Source organism: Maribacter hydrothermalis (assembly GCF_001913155.1).
Lineage (GTDB): Bacteria > Bacteroidota > Bacteroidia > Flavobacteriales > Flavobacteriaceae > Maribacter > Maribacter hydrothermalis.
Map to the genome: position 1 here is coordinate 3,167,712 of NZ_CP018760.1, position 15,069 is coordinate 3,182,780.

10 protein-coding genes are annotated in these 15,069 nt (G+C 36.1%); 3 read left to right on the forward strand and 7 right to left on the reverse strand.

The window, feature by feature from the left end; all coding sequences use genetic code 11:
- Positions 1-6: 6 nt before the first annotated feature.
- The 4 genes from BTR34_RS13675 to BTR34_RS13690 form a co-directional block, all read right to left on the reverse strand.
- Entirely contained in the window at positions 7-1,206 is a 1,200-nt protein-coding gene (locus tag BTR34_RS13675; protein WP_068486562.1) for a Gfo/Idh/MocA family protein, read from the reverse strand.
- Between the two features lie 16 nt (positions 1,207-1,222).
- Positions 1,223-2,149 carry a sugar phosphate isomerase/epimerase family protein gene (locus BTR34_RS13680; RefSeq protein ID WP_068486362.1) on the reverse strand — a complete coding sequence of 309 codons (927 nt, stop codon included), beginning with the start codon at positions 2,147-2,149 and terminating at the stop codon, positions 1,223-1,225.
- Positions 2,150-2,309: 160 nt separating this feature from the next.
- Positions 2,310-3,548: an FG-GAP repeat domain-containing protein gene (locus BTR34_RS13685; RefSeq protein WP_068486363.1), complete on the reverse strand. Its 1,239-nt coding sequence runs from the start codon at positions 3,546-3,548 to the stop codon at positions 2,310-2,312.
- Positions 3,549-3,554: 6 nt separating this feature from the next.
- Positions 3,555-5,600, reverse strand: a complete 2,046-nt coding sequence (locus tag BTR34_RS13690; RefSeq protein WP_197496196.1) for an FG-GAP repeat domain-containing protein — start codon at positions 5,598-5,600, stop codon at positions 3,555-3,557.
- A 259-nt stretch (positions 5,601-5,859) separates the two neighbouring features.
- Here BTR34_RS13690 and BTR34_RS19290 point away from each other — a divergent pair, with 259 nt between their 5' ends.
- From BTR34_RS19290 to BTR34_RS13705, 3 genes are all read left to right on the forward strand, one after another.
- Complete coding sequence (locus BTR34_RS19290; protein WP_068486368.1) at positions 5,860-6,081, forward strand: PLDc N-terminal domain-containing protein; 222 nt, start codon at positions 5,860-5,862, stop codon at positions 6,079-6,081.
- A 132-nt stretch (positions 6,082-6,213) separates the two neighbouring features.
- Positions 6,214-7,569, forward strand: coding sequence for a DEAD/DEAH box helicase (locus BTR34_RS13700; RefSeq protein WP_068486369.1), 1,356 nt, complete (start codon positions 6,214-6,216; stop codon positions 7,567-7,569).
- A 371-nt stretch (positions 7,570-7,940) separates the two neighbouring features.
- Entirely contained in the window at positions 7,941-8,198 is a 258-nt protein-coding gene (locus BTR34_RS13705; RefSeq protein WP_068486371.1) for a hypothetical protein, read from the forward strand.
- 167 nt (positions 8,199-8,365) lie between these two features.
- Here BTR34_RS13705 and BTR34_RS13710 read toward each other — a convergent pair whose 3' ends face one another.
- The 3 genes from BTR34_RS13710 to secA all read right to left on the reverse strand — a co-directional run bounded on the left by BTR34_RS13710 (position 8,366) and on the right by secA (position 14,935).
- Positions 8,366-9,955 carry an amidohydrolase family protein gene (locus BTR34_RS13710; protein WP_068486564.1) on the reverse strand — a complete coding sequence of 530 codons (1,590 nt, stop codon included), beginning with the start codon at positions 9,953-9,955 and terminating at the stop codon, positions 8,366-8,368.
- Between the two features lie 112 nt (positions 9,956-10,067).
- Positions 10,068-11,291: a sensor histidine kinase gene (locus BTR34_RS13715; protein WP_068486373.1), complete on the reverse strand. Its 1,224-nt coding sequence runs from the start codon at positions 11,289-11,291 to the stop codon at positions 10,068-10,070.
- Between the two features lie 284 nt (positions 11,292-11,575).
- On the reverse strand, positions 11,576-14,935 hold the full coding sequence (secA, locus tag BTR34_RS13720) for a preprotein translocase subunit SecA (protein ID WP_068486375.1): 3,360 nt from the start codon (positions 14,933-14,935) through the stop codon (positions 11,576-11,578).
- Between the last annotated feature and the right edge of the window lie 134 nt (positions 14,936-15,069).

Consider the following 15,069-nt stretch of genomic DNA (forward strand, 5'->3'; position numbering starts at 1 on the left):
TCTGTTTTATTTGGCCAAAATTACTTTACGGCTAACCTCGCCCGTAGATTTATGTTTTAAAATAAAGGTAATATCCCCATTAGGCAGTACTTCTTTTTTGATCAGGTAGTGATTATCATCGTACGATTCCCACTTTTTCTGGGTATCTTCCGATTCATCGCCGCGCCAATCCTCAAGAATTACAGGTTCCCAGCGTTTACTTTCCGCAGATACAAATGCGGCATCCAAAATAGCGTTGACCACATACCCGTCATAAAAAGACTCTAAAGGTTCCCTTTTTTCTTCTATGGCCTCGAACATATCGGTAAACATATTAGGGTAACCTAGTTCATGTGATTCGTCACCTACGGGAAATAGCCAACCTGTAGTTGATTCCGCCTTTTCGGCCACATACCCATCACTTCCCTTGCCGGTTGTGAACATTTCAAAGCCGGTACGCAGAAAACTATTGAGCCATATGGTGCCCTCAGTTCCCATAACCTCGTCGCGAAGATCCATTCCGCCTCTGAACGTCCAACTTACTTCAAACTGTCCTATTGCGCCATTGGCATATTTAACCAACCCGATGGCATGATCTTCCGCATCTATAGGGTGTACTTGGGTATCTGCCCAACACATGACCTCTATAGGTTTAATGTTTTTTCCGATAAAATTCCTGCTTATTTCCACACAATGGCAACCAAGGTCAATGATGGCTCCTCCTCCAGATTTCTCCTTGTCCCAGAACCAATCACTATGTGGTCCAGGATGCGTTTCTCTCGATTTGGCCCAAAGTACGCGCCCAATATCACCGCGTTTAACGCTTTCCATAGATTTTAAGAACTTTGGGGTATAGCAAAGATCTTCAAGATATCCACCAAATATCCCCGCTTTTTCAACTGCATCTAGCATTCTTTTGGCCTCTAAGGCGTTTCTACCCAAAGGTTTTGTACAGATAACATGTTTTTTTGCCTTTACACATTCCATCACCGCAGCTTCATGCAGGTGGTTAGGTAACGAAATAAGAACAACATCTACTTCGTCATGGGCAATGGCTTCCGACATGGATGTTTTATAATATGGCAACCCATAATCATCCGCAAAACGTTTCGCATTTTCCGCGGTTCTTGAGTAGACCATTGTTATATAGTCTTTTCGTCGTTGTGCATGTAATGATTCTGCATAAAATCTGGCTATGAAACCAGAACCTAATACTGCTATTCTCATAATATGAATTTTTATTTTATGACCAATTAAAGGTTTGTTCAACAAATTCGCGGCTAAGCTGCCAATCTGTTTTTAAATCGTTTTTAGGATTAAAATCATTGGAAAAAGCCAATTCGATAGCAGCTTGACCGTTGAAGTTCTTCATTTTCAGGGCTTGGGCTATTGTTTTGAAATTCGTGTCGCCTTGCCCCACATATTCTGACCAGGTACCATCTTTATATTGATCTCTAATATGAAGGTAAACAATTTGATCACCATAATTTTTAATGAAATCAACAGGGTCGACGCCGGCACGGATCAACCAGTTTAAATCTGGTCCTAATTTAAAATCAGGAATACGTTCAAGGGTACCCTTTAAATCGTGCATATCGTTTTCTACCTCATAGATATGGTTGTGCAAATTTGCTATAATACCGTTTTCTTTACAGCGTGCTCTTATTTTAAGTAGTAGCTCGGCTTGGTCATCCAATTCTTTTTCTGTCTTTAGTCCTTCGGGTTTGTTTCCAACGGAAATGCCAAAGGTGGTGCCGCCAACTTCTGATAATCTGGGAACAACCGTATTAATGTCTTTTAAAATGGCGTTATGTTGCTCAATATCCCACATACCAAAGCCAACCCCATAGGAAGACCCAGATACGGGAAGGTCGTATTTTTTAATCAATGTTTTAAGCCTGTTTACAGCATCATCGTGGCGTAACTGGCCTTCCATAAGTTCTAGACCATCCATTCCCGCAGCGCTTAGGTCTGAGAATACGGTGTCAAGAACTGGGGTGCAGTCCCAATTGGGTGGAAATTTGCTGGCATATACCCATAAATGCCCATTTAAGGGGATGGCAGGGTTCTCCCCTTTGCAAGATCGAGTGGCCATTACCATATTAGGAGCCAAAATTGTGCCGGCTGCGCCTAATCCAGATTTTTTTATAAACTTTCTTCTATTGATCATTTTGTAGATTTTTACGGGTTGTTCAAGGCAGAAAAATTAAAGATTTTGTGGTGATACCTTTTCATTGTTATCATTGAGATTTGAGTACTTCTTTTTTTTCTTGAAATTATTTTTTTTTCAATAGGGTATGACAGTTTTACCATTCTTACCTACAACAAAGTTACCCTCCATTTTGAAGAAGGTTATTTTTTATCAGGTAAAGTTCTGTAGCCTCATGGTCTGGATATCTGAAGATATCTATGTCGCTGTCTTGGTCATAATCAATAGCATTACCATTGTATATACCTTGATCTTCCAAAATCATTTCTTTATAATCCTCATCATTCCCTTCGTTTAATAAAAGGCTCACATTAAAACTGATCTGATCTAAATTTACGGCCCTACCTTTATTTACACCTGCTAAAACATCTAAATCGCCATCATTGTCAAAATCATAAACCTGAAGCGTATGACAAGCGGCAATACTATCCTTTAAAATTGTTTTGGACCAATCATTTTTCTCTTTTTTATAGCGCACCAATGGGTAACCCGCCCTTTCTGAGTGTGCCATATAAATTTCCGAGACGCCATCGCCATCGATATCGGTTACAAAGGTTTTTGTCCCGTTTCTAGACCAATCACCTTCTTGATTGTTCCATTGTTCATCTAAATTTTCAACGTTCCAGTTTTGGGTTAAATCGGCTCCGGGGTTATAAAATAGTAAACCGGTAGCAACAATATCTTGGTAACCATCACCATTAAAATCACCAATACCCATACCTTCATGGAGCACATCATTTTGAATAAATTGGACCCTTATCCATTCATCCGAATTATTTTGTTTAAAAATACTGAGGGTATGTTCGTCAAAAGTTAAGATCGACATATCTAGGCGACCGTCTTTGTCGAAATCGGCAAAACTAATATCCTTTACTGCATCGGGGACACTCCCAATTTTATGGGGCAACCAGGCATCAGAGGTGTTTTCATACCAGAATAGTTCTGCTTCGGCACCGGCATCTGTCCATTCTCCTGGATGTTTGACGGCGATTACATCATTGTCGCCATCACCATCAATGTCTTCACTTTCTAAATCCCCGCTTGCAAATAGCCCTCCTGTCATTGGTTTTTCCGCAATTATATGTTTCTTCCATAATCCTTCCTCGGCTTGGCCTTCATAGTATCCCAAGTATCCGCCAGAAGAATTATTGTGTATAAAGATTAAATCTGCGATCGAGTCTCCCGAAATTTCTTTTGAAGTGTAGGCCCACCAATGTTGTGCACTGTCAATTATTTTTGTGGAGCTAAAACTCAATTCATTTTTGGGTTTGACCTCCTCTTTTTTTTCCGCGCATGATGTAATTAAAATTACTGGTGATAGTAGTATCAAAAATTCCCTTAACGTATTTTTTAAGTTCATAGTTTATTATTTAGGTTGATTTAAGATGGATATTTTTTGCTCAATAAAGTCGGTCAATTTACTTAATCTGTCATCAGATGCTGATGAATGCTCATACATGCCGATGATAAATTTGTTTTTACCTCTTAAAAGGGGTTGGGTGGGTTCTTTTCTGCCAAAGCCAAATACCGTCATACCATCCGCACTGGTGATACCATTGGTCGAATTGCCTAACAATGCCATCATATCATTTTTGGAGTCGGTAGTCTGCATGCCTAAAAATAAGGTAGTAGGACTCTTTTTTTGACTGAAATAGGCCCATTGGAAGTCGCCATTTATATAATTGCCCTGGTAAAAATCTGGGATGTTATCCACTGGTGTTGCGGCAGAAGTACCAAATATGGTTTCATAGGGTCGGTAAGATCCCCCTGGAGTACCTTCGTACAAAAACCAATACGGTATTTTCGGGTCGCTTTTTAATACAGAAACGATTACATGCTCATCGTAAAATGCATAATCCCATTGCCAGTGGCCGCTTTTTGAGGTCGTTCTAATGGTCCTATCATCAATTTTTTCCGAGTCGCATTTGTCGTGACCGGGATGCCCCGCACCATTGTCTTCGCCTAGGTGTACGAAATTTGGGAGCCCTCGAAAAGCAGACGCCGCAGATTCTGGATAAACGCCCCAGGGGTCTTTTTTAAAACCTATATAATCGTTACCGAAGGAGTCAATTATACGAGAAAATCCACCGCCAGACTTGTCCAAGTAATACGTTGCATTTTGAGTGTAAATAAGGTAATGTGGTCTATTTTCATATATACCTTCCTCAATGTCTACTGATCTTTTTGTTTTTTTTCCTTTCGCTCTCTGCCTTGCTTTAGTTTTCGATTCTTTCTTAATGGAGTCGTTTCGCCAAAGGTGCAAATATTTATATTGGTCCCATCCTGCCCCTATAATATCCAGGTCACCATCTTGATCAAGGTCTGTCCACTGGGTTCCAAGATGATTTTCTTTACCGGTATCCAGAATCGTTTTGGAAAACATTCCTTTGCCGTTATTCTCCCATAATTGCATTTCTAAGGTACTTCCTTTATGCTCTGCCGTTAAAATATCGATATCCCCATCGTTATCGATATCTTTTATATCCAGATTATTGGAGGAAAACTGGGTAGATATTTTATTTCTATGCCAATTATTTGAAGCTAATTGGCCATACCACCAAATGGAAGCGTCTGGCTCTAAACCAGGGTAGCGTTCTTCAGTGATGACAATATCTGCCTTGGCGTTTCCATCGACATCAGAAATAGCTATGCGGTCAATGGGGTGTTCGCTGTTACCCACAATGGTCTCTGCCCACGGAGCGTTTAAATTTCCTGGATTTTCAAACCAAACCAAAATCGAAGGCTCTTCTTCACCTTCAGGTCTTCTTCCTGCTGCAATATCCAAATCGCCGTCGCCATCAATATCACCTACGCCAATACCCTCGTCTGAAGTATCTTTGCAGATTAGTTGAATGTTCCATAAGGCGGAATCTATATTTTTTTCAGGAATGGTTATGGCGTAAATATCCCCATTGCCCGCAATTACGAATTCCGAAGGACCACCTTTTATAAGTTGTGCTTTTTCAAACCCTTGACTGTTAACATGGCTTGTAGCGGGTATTTGTCCAATTTTTCTTCGAGTAAATTTGGTTCCTTCCTTATTAAGTGCCTCATACCAAAAAATATCGGGTAGAGCCATTGCAATAATATCTGCGTATCCATCGAAATCTACATCTGTAATAAAAATACCATCAACATTGTCATCTAAAACCGTGCGTTGCCATGGCGCAGCCATATCGCCGCCAGGATTTTGGTAGAGGTACCTACCGGATAAAACATCAAGAAATCCGTCATTATTTACGTCACCTGCATCCAGACCAAAATAGCGTAACCATTCCGGTTGGTTCCAATCTCCCCATTTCTGCTTTGCACTATCTATTTCAATATATTTTAGGTTTGTACTCAGCGATTTTTGGCAACGTACCTGCCATGTGCATATACATAATAGCATTAATGGTAAAACTCTGGTCATATATCTATTTTTCAGTTGCACGGATTTAATCATGATTATAAATGATAGTTTCTAAAATGAATAGCTACTAAAAGTATACAAATTAACTTGTACGTACAAGTTAATTTGTATACTTTTTAAGTCGATTGTTTAAAACTAGTTTTCATACTAGGTGAATCACATTTTTTTATACTATGAAGATGCTTCTATTAAAATGGTGAAATGGAGGCCATAGGTTGTAAATTTTATATCATATCTTTATAAGAAATCAATCACTTCGATGGAACATACAGCATCAGATTTTTCTTTAGGCCTTGGAATTTGGCAGACGTTTTTGCTGGTAATTGTAGTATTATGGGCTTATTGTATAATAGATATTCTTCGTCATACATTTCGTAACGATGCCAAAATAACATGGTTTTTAATTGTTTTTCTATTTCCGCTTCTAGGGTCACTTCTCTATCTGTATAGGGGAAAAGATAGGAGAGTTTTACCAGATTAATAAAAGTAAACCGTGTCTTTAATAATCTGTTAGAACGAAAGGCTTTTCGTAAATTTATAATTATAACGTACATATCGGGGAAGTATCAACTAATCCACATAGCTTTGCATCTGAAATACAAAAGTGATTATTATGCCATTGTTTACCGATTTAAAAATATCTAGAAACCTAGAAAAAGCCGTTGAAGATCTTGGTTTTGAGAATACTACACCTATTCAGGAGAAAGCTTTTCCTATTGTAATGAGTGGTAGTGATGTTGTTGGTATTGCTCAAACGGGTACTGGTAAAACATTTGCTTATTTGCTTCCAATTTTAAATACGCTGAAGTTTTCAAAAGAAATACATCCTAAAGTGGTGATTTTAGTACCTACACGAGAACTGGTAGTGCAGGTGGTAGAAGAAACTGAAAAATTGGCTAAATATGCGGGTATTCGGGTATTGGGCGTATATGGTGGTAAAAGTATGTTGCGGCAAAAAGAAGCATTGGCTTTAGGGACAGATGTTCTTGTAGCTACTCCTGCTCGCTTATATGATTTAATTTTAACAAAGGCAGTTCAATTAAAACAAGTAAAAAAGCTTGTTATTGATGAGGTTGATGTTATGTTAGATTTGGGTTTCCGTTTTCAGTTGGTAAATATTTTTGAATTAGTACCGCAAAGAAGACAAAACATCATGTTTTCTGCCACCATGACAGATGATATTGAATTGTTTATTACTGATTTCTTTTCAGAAGTTCACAAAATCTCTATTGCTGTAAGTGGTACTCCCCTAGAAAATATTACCCAATTATCTTATGCCACACCTAACTTTTATACGAAAGTAAATTTGCTGGTAAATTTGCTACAAAAGGAACAAGAATTTCATAAGGTGTTAGTATTTGTTTCCAGTAAGCGCAGTGCCGATTTGTTATTTAAAGAATTAGCAGAGTTTTTTAGTGAGGAGATTTGTATTATCCATTCCAATAAAACTCAAAATTATAGATTACGTTCTATCACTCAGTTCGATGAAGGTAAGAACCGTATTCTGGTTACAACAGATGTAATGGCTCGTGGGTTAGATCTTAAAGAGATATCACATGTTATAAATTTTGATACTCCGACATACCCTGAAAATTACATGCACCGTATTGGTAGAACGGGTAGGGCAGAGAAAGAGGGTACTTCTATCTTATTATTTACACCACAAGAAGAAGATGCAAAAAATGCCATTGAGGATTTAATGTCTTATAAAGTGAATGAGCTACCATTGCCTAATAATGTAAGTATTGCAACCCAGCTAACTTTTGATGAGCAACCTAGGCATATAGAGCGAGAAAATCCTTTAAATATAGATGAGGATGAGCGCGGAGCCAGTTTTCATGAAAAATCTGATAAAAACAAGAAAGAAAACCAAGGTGGTTCCTACAAGCGCATTATTAAAAAGAAATATTCTAAACCAAAAACTCGTGGCGATAAAAACTACGGTAAACGGGGAAGAAATAAATCATAATTACATGTACTTTTTTATTGGCACCGCCAAAGGGTATAATACCCCGAGGCTTGCCTCGAAATTAAAAGTTCGTTTCGGGCGAATGCCTCGTGGGCTTACCCCGAGGTAGTTTACTTAAATCCTATTTTTTAGAATTTGTAAGGTAAATTATTGCCAATCTTTAAAGTATCTTTCACTACTACCCCAAATTAAAAAGATCGATGAAATGCATGCCAAATCGGTATGGTGTTTTTTACTTAAAAACCGTTGGTCGACACTTTTTGACTATTCAACATATATTTTTACACTAGCCGAAAATTATAGCACTTCAGCGAGGTTAAGGCCCTTCATTATTGGGTTGAAGGTATCTTTATATTGTTCAACATTTAGTTATGAAAGCAATATTTACCTTATTAATTATAATTTTCGCAGGAGCATTAGCAATTGCACAAAACCCAAAATCTGATGATAAAATTGACACTATTAAAATGGGTATTGTTATGGTTGATAGCCTTAACGATATTAACGACAAGAAAGAGATTACAATATCTATGGAAACGAATATAGTTCGTTTATACCGATATAAAAATGCAAGAATTAACAAAGAATTAGCTTTTATTACCGGTAAGAGTTATGGTAAGTTGGCATAATCTTTGCTCCATTAAAAAAGGTGCAATTAAGCACCTTTAAAAATTAAAATTATGATGTTATTTACAATATTAGTATCGACATTTCTTATTATTGCAACAGTTGTTTTTACTTCTAAAAACAAAAAGAAAGTACGTACCATTAAAGTACCGGTTGATAAAAGAAAATTTTAATTCTTTACACCAGGTTGTTTAATAGTATAATTACTTTTAGCTTTTTCCTCATCAACTTGGCGTTTTACGTCGGCCAATAATGCTTTGGAATCATATACGATACCATCTTTAACGGTATATTTAACACCACCAATACGAACCACCTCATTTTCTTTTGTAAGCTTAATGGCCCCAGTACCATATAATACTTTGAAATTTTGAAGCGGATTTTCTTCAACAATTACAAAGTCTGCAAGTTTACCTATAGTTACAGACCCTAATTTATCATCCATTCCTAACGCTTCTGCGCCATTTAATGTTGCTGATTGTATAATTTCTAAGGGATGAAAACCTGCTTCTCGCATTAACTCTAATTCTCTTATATAAGCGAAACCGTATAGTTGAAATATAAATCCAGAATCAGAACCTGTAGTTACACGACCACCTCTATTTTTATATTCATTTATAAAAGTCATCCAAAGTTGATAATTTTTTCTCCATTGTATTTCTTGTTCTGTACCCCAATCATGCCAATAAGAACCATGCGAAACCATACTTGGTTGATAAAACTCCCATAAAGATGGTAACGTGTAGTCTTCATGCCACTCTGCACGTCTTGCGCGTTGTAAATCCCTACTGGCTTCGTAAATATTAAAAGTTGGGTCCATCGTAAAATCTAACGCCAATAGTTCATTCATTACATTATTCCAATGTTCAGAATAGGGTTCTGCTGCTTGTGCCCATAATTTACCAGCATTTTCAAATCGATGTTGCTCGTTTTGATAATTGTAATCAAGGGGAAAGTCCTGCACTGTACGGTCATCAAATAATGCTTCAGGTAGTCCGTACCAATGTTCCATTGAAGTTAGTCCCGCTCTTGCAGAATGTAGCACATTCCATCTTGCAACACTCATTTGAGCATGGTGGCAGGCAGAACCAAGTCCTAATTTTTTATTTTCGTCTAGGGCAGCTGCCATAATTGCTGGTTCAGCACCAAAGAATTTGATTCCGTCTGCTCCTTTTTTGGCATTTGCTCGGACCCATTCCCGCGCTTGTTCCGGAGTAGAAATAGGAATATCGTTTAATGGATTGAATGATTTGCTAGTTTGGCCAAATGCGGTATAGGAGATGATACGAGGAGCAATAATTTCATTCTTTTCGCTTTTTCGTTTTAAATCTAAAGCAATATCAATGCCTCTTCCAGCAACTTCACGTACCGTAGTTACGCCATGGGCCATCCATAGTTTAAAAACATAATCTGGGTCGGCACCTTGCGCGTCTCCACCAATATGGGTATGCATATCAATAAAACCAGGCATTAAATACATACCAGTACAATCTAATTCTTTACCTCCAGCTTTTAATTGAGGTCTTTTACTATTATCAATTGCAACTCCCGGATAACCAACTACTTGGATATTTTTAATAGTATTGTTTTCAACAACAATATCAATTGGGCCTTGTGGAGGTGCGCCATTGCCATTTATAAGCATAACGCCTCTAATAATAAGTTGTGAATGTGGCCCATCACCTTCTAAAGATTGAGCATTGATTGTCAATATGCCTGTGAAGACAATTGCTGTAAAAAGCAATATTTTGAGGAACATAAGGTGGTAGTTTGAGTTAGTTCCTATAAATATAGAAAAAGCATTGTAACTGACATCGGTCATTTACTTACTTTATGATATAAATAATGAAAATTGTTTTTAACAATTAGACTTATTTTGAATCTCTGGATAATTGTTGCCTAATTTCTTGAAATTTGATTATGTAGTTCGTACCTTTTTTTGAAGCATCTCTTTCAATAGTACCTCTTAATTGGCGAGTAAGATTATAGATTAGTTTTAATCCTAATGATTTTGTGTTCTTATAATTTATCGTTTCTGGAAAACCAATGCCATTGTCACCTATTTCTAAAATATAGCAATCTTTTTTTTCTGAATCTTTTTGTAACTTAATATTTATTTCACCTTTATTATCACCGTCAATACCATATTTTAAGGCATTAGTCAATGCTTCATTAATTAATAGACCTAAAGGAATAGCTGTATCAATACCTAACTTAATATCTGGTATATCTATTTTCAAAATAACTTGGTTGTCAATACCTTTTATTGAGCGAATTAAATATTCACTCAATTCTTGTACATAAGATTTGTATTCTATGTGACTGATGTCTTTACGCATATATAGCATTTCATGAACCATTGCCATTGCTATAACTCTATTTTGTGTTCCTTTTAAGAGTCCTTTCATAGGACCATTTTCAATATTTCTAGACTGTAGACTTAATAAGCTAGATACCGTTTGTAAATTGTTTTTTACCCTGTGGTGAACTTCTTTTAATAAATTCTCTTTTTCATGAACTTGAACAGCCATGTTTTTTTTAGAAGTGTACAGGGCATTATAGGTTCTTAATAGGCTTTTTCCAAAAGTATTTCCTAAAACAAAAACGGAAAATAAAATGGAAATTAGACTAAAAATAGAGCTCGAATTCTCGGGAACTTTATTTTCAGTTACTTTAAGTTCTGGCATTGTTTGTGTAAAAAGTAGTAGTATCAACAAAACAATTATATTAAGGTATATTTTGCCGTATTTACTGCTGTTGATGAATCCACCGAAAGCAATTAAAGGAATCATAAATATAAAGGAGCTATGAATTCCACCGCTATACAAGGTGATTATGAACGAGGAAATTAAGCCTAATATAGATGAGAAATTAAACGTGGGCAAAATCTTATTATGGACTTTGAAGTATTGTAGATTAAGTAGATTTAAAACCCCAAAACAAACTAGGACAAACGGAATAATTTCAGTAATCCCTAATAGAAAATAACATGATGCTCCAAAAAGAATGGAGATAATGCTTGTGGTATAATTTACCCTTAATAAAAGTTTGGTTTTATCCTGAAGACGCTCTTGGTCAATGGTAAATCCGGGCATAGAAATTATTTATGTACTAAAAATCATACTTATTTGGTAATGTAAATCTAATTATGTTTTTTTCATTATACTAGTAATTTTTGTATTACTATAGTATATGTTTAAACTATTTTTAACAATTGGTGTATTTGAATCTCTTTTAAGTTTGTAATTAAAAATGTAAAAGTCATTTAAGATTTTTAGCTTAAAAAATAAAGAGGGTAAAATTTAATTAGTTAAATAGGATTTATTTAAAAAAAAGCATCTCGATCGAGATGCTTTTTTTTTATATTTAGGTTTCACTCTTAATCTTGAGTCAAAACCCAGGTGCCGCTTTGTAATAACGGTTCGGCCTGTTTATATTTAACCGTTTTACTTTCCCCACTCATTACATTTTTTATAGTAACGCGTTCATTGCGACCTATTTTTGGCTGCTCTCTAGTAATAGTTTCCGTAACCGCCGGGCGTTGACCTTGATTTTGTCCAACTGCTCTACTACGTGCGGCCAATTCATCACTATTGGGAATTTCCTCTTTGGAAGTTTTTAAATTTTCTTTACGTTGTACGTTTCTTTCTTCTTGAATAGCATTGGTGTTTTCAGATGGTAATTCTCCTTTAAACAAGAAAGAAACCACATCTTTGTTTACTTTTTCAATCATTGATTTAAAAAGTTCAAACGCTTCGAACTTATAAATTAATAAAGGGTCTTTTTGTTCGTGAACCGCTAATTGTACCGATTGCTTCAACTCATCCATTTTACGTAGATGCGTTTTCCAAGAATCATCAATAATTGCTAAAGAAATATTCTTTTCAAAATCTGTAATTAACTGCTTTCCATTAGTGTCGTAAGCTTCTTGAAGGTTGGTAACAACATTTAAGCTTTTAATACCATCGGTAAAAGGAACTACAATACGCTCAAAATTATTGGCATTATCTTCATGTACCTTTTTGATAACTGGAAAAGCTGCTGCTGCATTGCGTTCCATTTTATCATTATAATGGGTGTAAGCTGCTTTGTAAATTTTACCAGTGATTTCTTGAGTAGACATTTTACCAAAATCAGCTTCTTCTATAGGTGCTGTGATTGAAAAATATTTAATTAACTCAAATTCAAAGTTCTTATAATCACTTGCCGCTTTATTGCTTTCAACAATTACTTCACATGTGTCATAGACCATGTTTGCAATATCTAGCTTTAAACGTTCACCTTGTAAGGCATGGCGTCTTCTTTTATATACAACTTCGCGTTGGGCATTCATTACATCATCATACTCTAATAAACGCTTGCGAACACCAAAATTATTTTCCTCTACTTTTTTCTGGGCACGTTCAATAGATTTGGTCATCATACTATGCTGAATAACTTCACCATCTTCCAAGCCCATTTTATCCATCATTTTTGCAACCCTATCAGAACCGAATAAACGCATTAAGTTATCTTCTAAAGAAACATAAAATTGAGAGCTTCCTGGATCTCCCTGACGACCAGAACGACCACGTAATTGTCTATCTACACGACGAGAATCATGTCTTTCTGTACCTATAATAGCTAATCCACCTGCTTTTTTAACTGCTTCGGATAATTTAATATCTGTACCACGACCAGCCATGTTTGTAGCAATAGTTACAATACCCGCGTTACCCGCTTCAGCAACTACATCTGCTTCTTTCTTGTGAAGTTTAGCGTTCAATACATTATGAGGAACTTTACGAACACTCAATAATTTAGATAGTAATTCTGATATTTCTACCGAAGTGGTACCAATAAGTACAGGTCTTCCTGCCTGGCTTATTTTGGTAACTTCTTCAATAATGGCATTATATTTTTCTCTTTTTGTTTTATAGATTAAATCGTTTCTATCATCTCTTGCGATGGGCCTGTTCGTGGGAATTTCCATTACATCTAACTTATAGATTTCCCAAAATTCACCAGCTTCGGTTACAGCAGTACCTGTCATACCAGCAAGTTTGCTATACATTCTAAAGTAATTCTGTAAGGTAACTGTTGCAAAAGTTTGAGTTAATGCTTCAATCTTTACATTCTCTTTTGCTTCAATAGCTTGGTGTAAACCGTCTGAGTATCTGCGGCCATCCATAATACGACCAGTTTGCTCATCAACGATCATGACCTTATTATCCATTACTACATACTCCGTATCTTTTTCAAACAAGGTATATGCCTTTAGTAATTGGCTCATGGTATGTATACGCTCACTCTTAATCGTGAAATCTTTAAAAAGCTCTTCTTTAAGTTCGGCCTCTTTTTCAATTTCAAGATTTTGATTTTCAATCTTAGCTATTTCTCCACCTATATCTGGCATTACAAAGAAATCTCTATTTTGTTCTCCAGAAATATAATCAACCCCTTTATCGGTTAATTCTATTTGGTTATTTTTTTCATCAATAACAAACAATAGGTCTTCATCTACCACAGGCATTTCTCTATTGTTATCCTGCATATAAAAGTTTTCGGTTTTTTGAAGTAATTGTTTTACTCCTTCTTCACTTAAAAACTTAATTAATGCTTTGTTTTTTGGTAGTCCACGATATACTCTTAAGAGTAAAAAACCACCTTCTTTGGTATCACCTTCTGAAATGAGCTTTTTAGCTTCTGCTAAAACACCGGTTAAATGTTGGCGTTGCTTTTGTACTATTTCACTAACCTTAGGTTTCAATTCATTGAATTCATGACGGTCACCTTCCGGTACTGGTCCAGAAATAATTAATGGTGTTCGAGCGTCATCCACAAGTACAGAATCTACCTCATCTACCATAGCATAGTTATGTGGTCTTTGTACTAAGTCTTTTGGCGTATGCGCCATATTATCCCTTAGGTAATCAAAACCGAATTCGTTGTTTGTACCATAGGTAATATCGGCATTGTAGGCTGCTCGTCTTCCATTAGAATTTGGTTTGTGGTGGTCAATACAATCTACAGAAAGACCATGAAATTGAAAGATTGGTGCCATCCAAGCACTATCTCTTTTTGCCAAATAATCATTTACAGTTACCAAGTGAGCGCCATTTCCGCTCAAAGCATTTAAATATAGGGGTAGGGTTGCAACTAAAGTTTTACCTTCACCAGTTTGCATTTCTGCTATTTTACCTTGGTGCATGGCAATACCGCCAATAAGCTGAACGTCATAATGTACCATATCCCAAGTAACTTCTTTACCGGCAGCATTCCAAGAGTTTTTCCAAACTGCGTTTTCGCCTTCAAGAGTAACATATTCTTTAGTAGCTGACAATGTTCTGTCATATTCTGATGCTGCTACTTTTAAAGTTTCATTTTTGGCAAATCGTTTGGCAGTTTCTTTCACAACTGCGAAAGCCTCTGGCAATAATTTATTAAGTGTTTCTTCAGAAATAGTATAAACTTCTTCTTTTAGTTTATCAATTGCAGTATAGAGATCTTCATTTTTATCAATATCGGTAGAGTTTTTAACCTCTTCTTCCAATTTATTGATTTCTTCAGTTTTCTCTTTATAAGAGTCTTGAATTATCTTCTTAAATTCTATGGTCTTTTGCCTAAGTTCATCGTGGTTTAGGCTTTCAAGTTTAGATTCGAATGACTTTATTTGGTCTACTAAAGGCTGTAGTTCCTTTACATCTTTTTGTGATTTATCACCAACGAATGCCTTTAGGATGGAATTAATGAAACTCATATATTTTATACTATTTAGAATTGAAAATATAAAATCAATTTAGATACTTATAATTTTCAAAATATTTTAGAGTCGACAAAAATGAACGACGCTGTACAAGAGCAAAAGGTATTCCAGTCTTGTTTTTTAAGCTG

Bases quoted from the DNA above. Each gene is read 5' to 3' on its own strand.
- BTR34_RS13675 (WP_068486562.1), bottom strand. From the start codon at position 1,206: ATGAGAATAGCAGTATTAGGTTCTGGTTTCATAGCCAGATTTTATGCA.
- BTR34_RS13680 (WP_068486362.1), bottom strand. From the start codon at position 2,149: ATGATCAATAGAAGAAAGTTTATAAAAAAATCTGGATTAGGCGCAGCC.
- BTR34_RS13685 (WP_068486363.1), bottom strand. From the start codon at position 3,548: ATGAACTTAAAAAATACGTTAAGGGAATTTTTGATACTACTATCACCA.
- BTR34_RS13690 (WP_197496196.1), bottom strand. From the start codon at position 5,600: ATGACCAGAGTTTTACCATTAATGCTATTATGTATATGCACATGGCAG.
- BTR34_RS19290 (WP_068486368.1), top strand. From the start codon at position 5,860: ATGGAACATACAGCATCAGATTTTTCTTTAGGCCTTGGAATTTGGCAG.
- BTR34_RS13700 (WP_068486369.1), top strand. From the start codon at position 6,214: ATGCCATTGTTTACCGATTTAAAAATATCTAGAAACCTAGAAAAAGCC.
- BTR34_RS13705 (WP_068486371.1), top strand. From the start codon at position 7,941: ATGAAAGCAATATTTACCTTATTAATTATAATTTTCGCAGGAGCATTA.
- BTR34_RS13710 (WP_068486564.1), bottom strand. From the start codon at position 9,955: ATGTTCCTCAAAATATTGCTTTTTACAGCAATTGTCTTCACAGGCATA.
- BTR34_RS13715 (WP_068486373.1), bottom strand. From the start codon at position 11,291: ATGCCCGGATTTACCATTGACCAAGAGCGTCTTCAGGATAAAACCAAA.
- secA (WP_068486375.1), bottom strand. From the start codon at position 14,935: ATGAGTTTCATTAATTCCATCCTAAAGGCATTCGTTGGTGATAAATCA.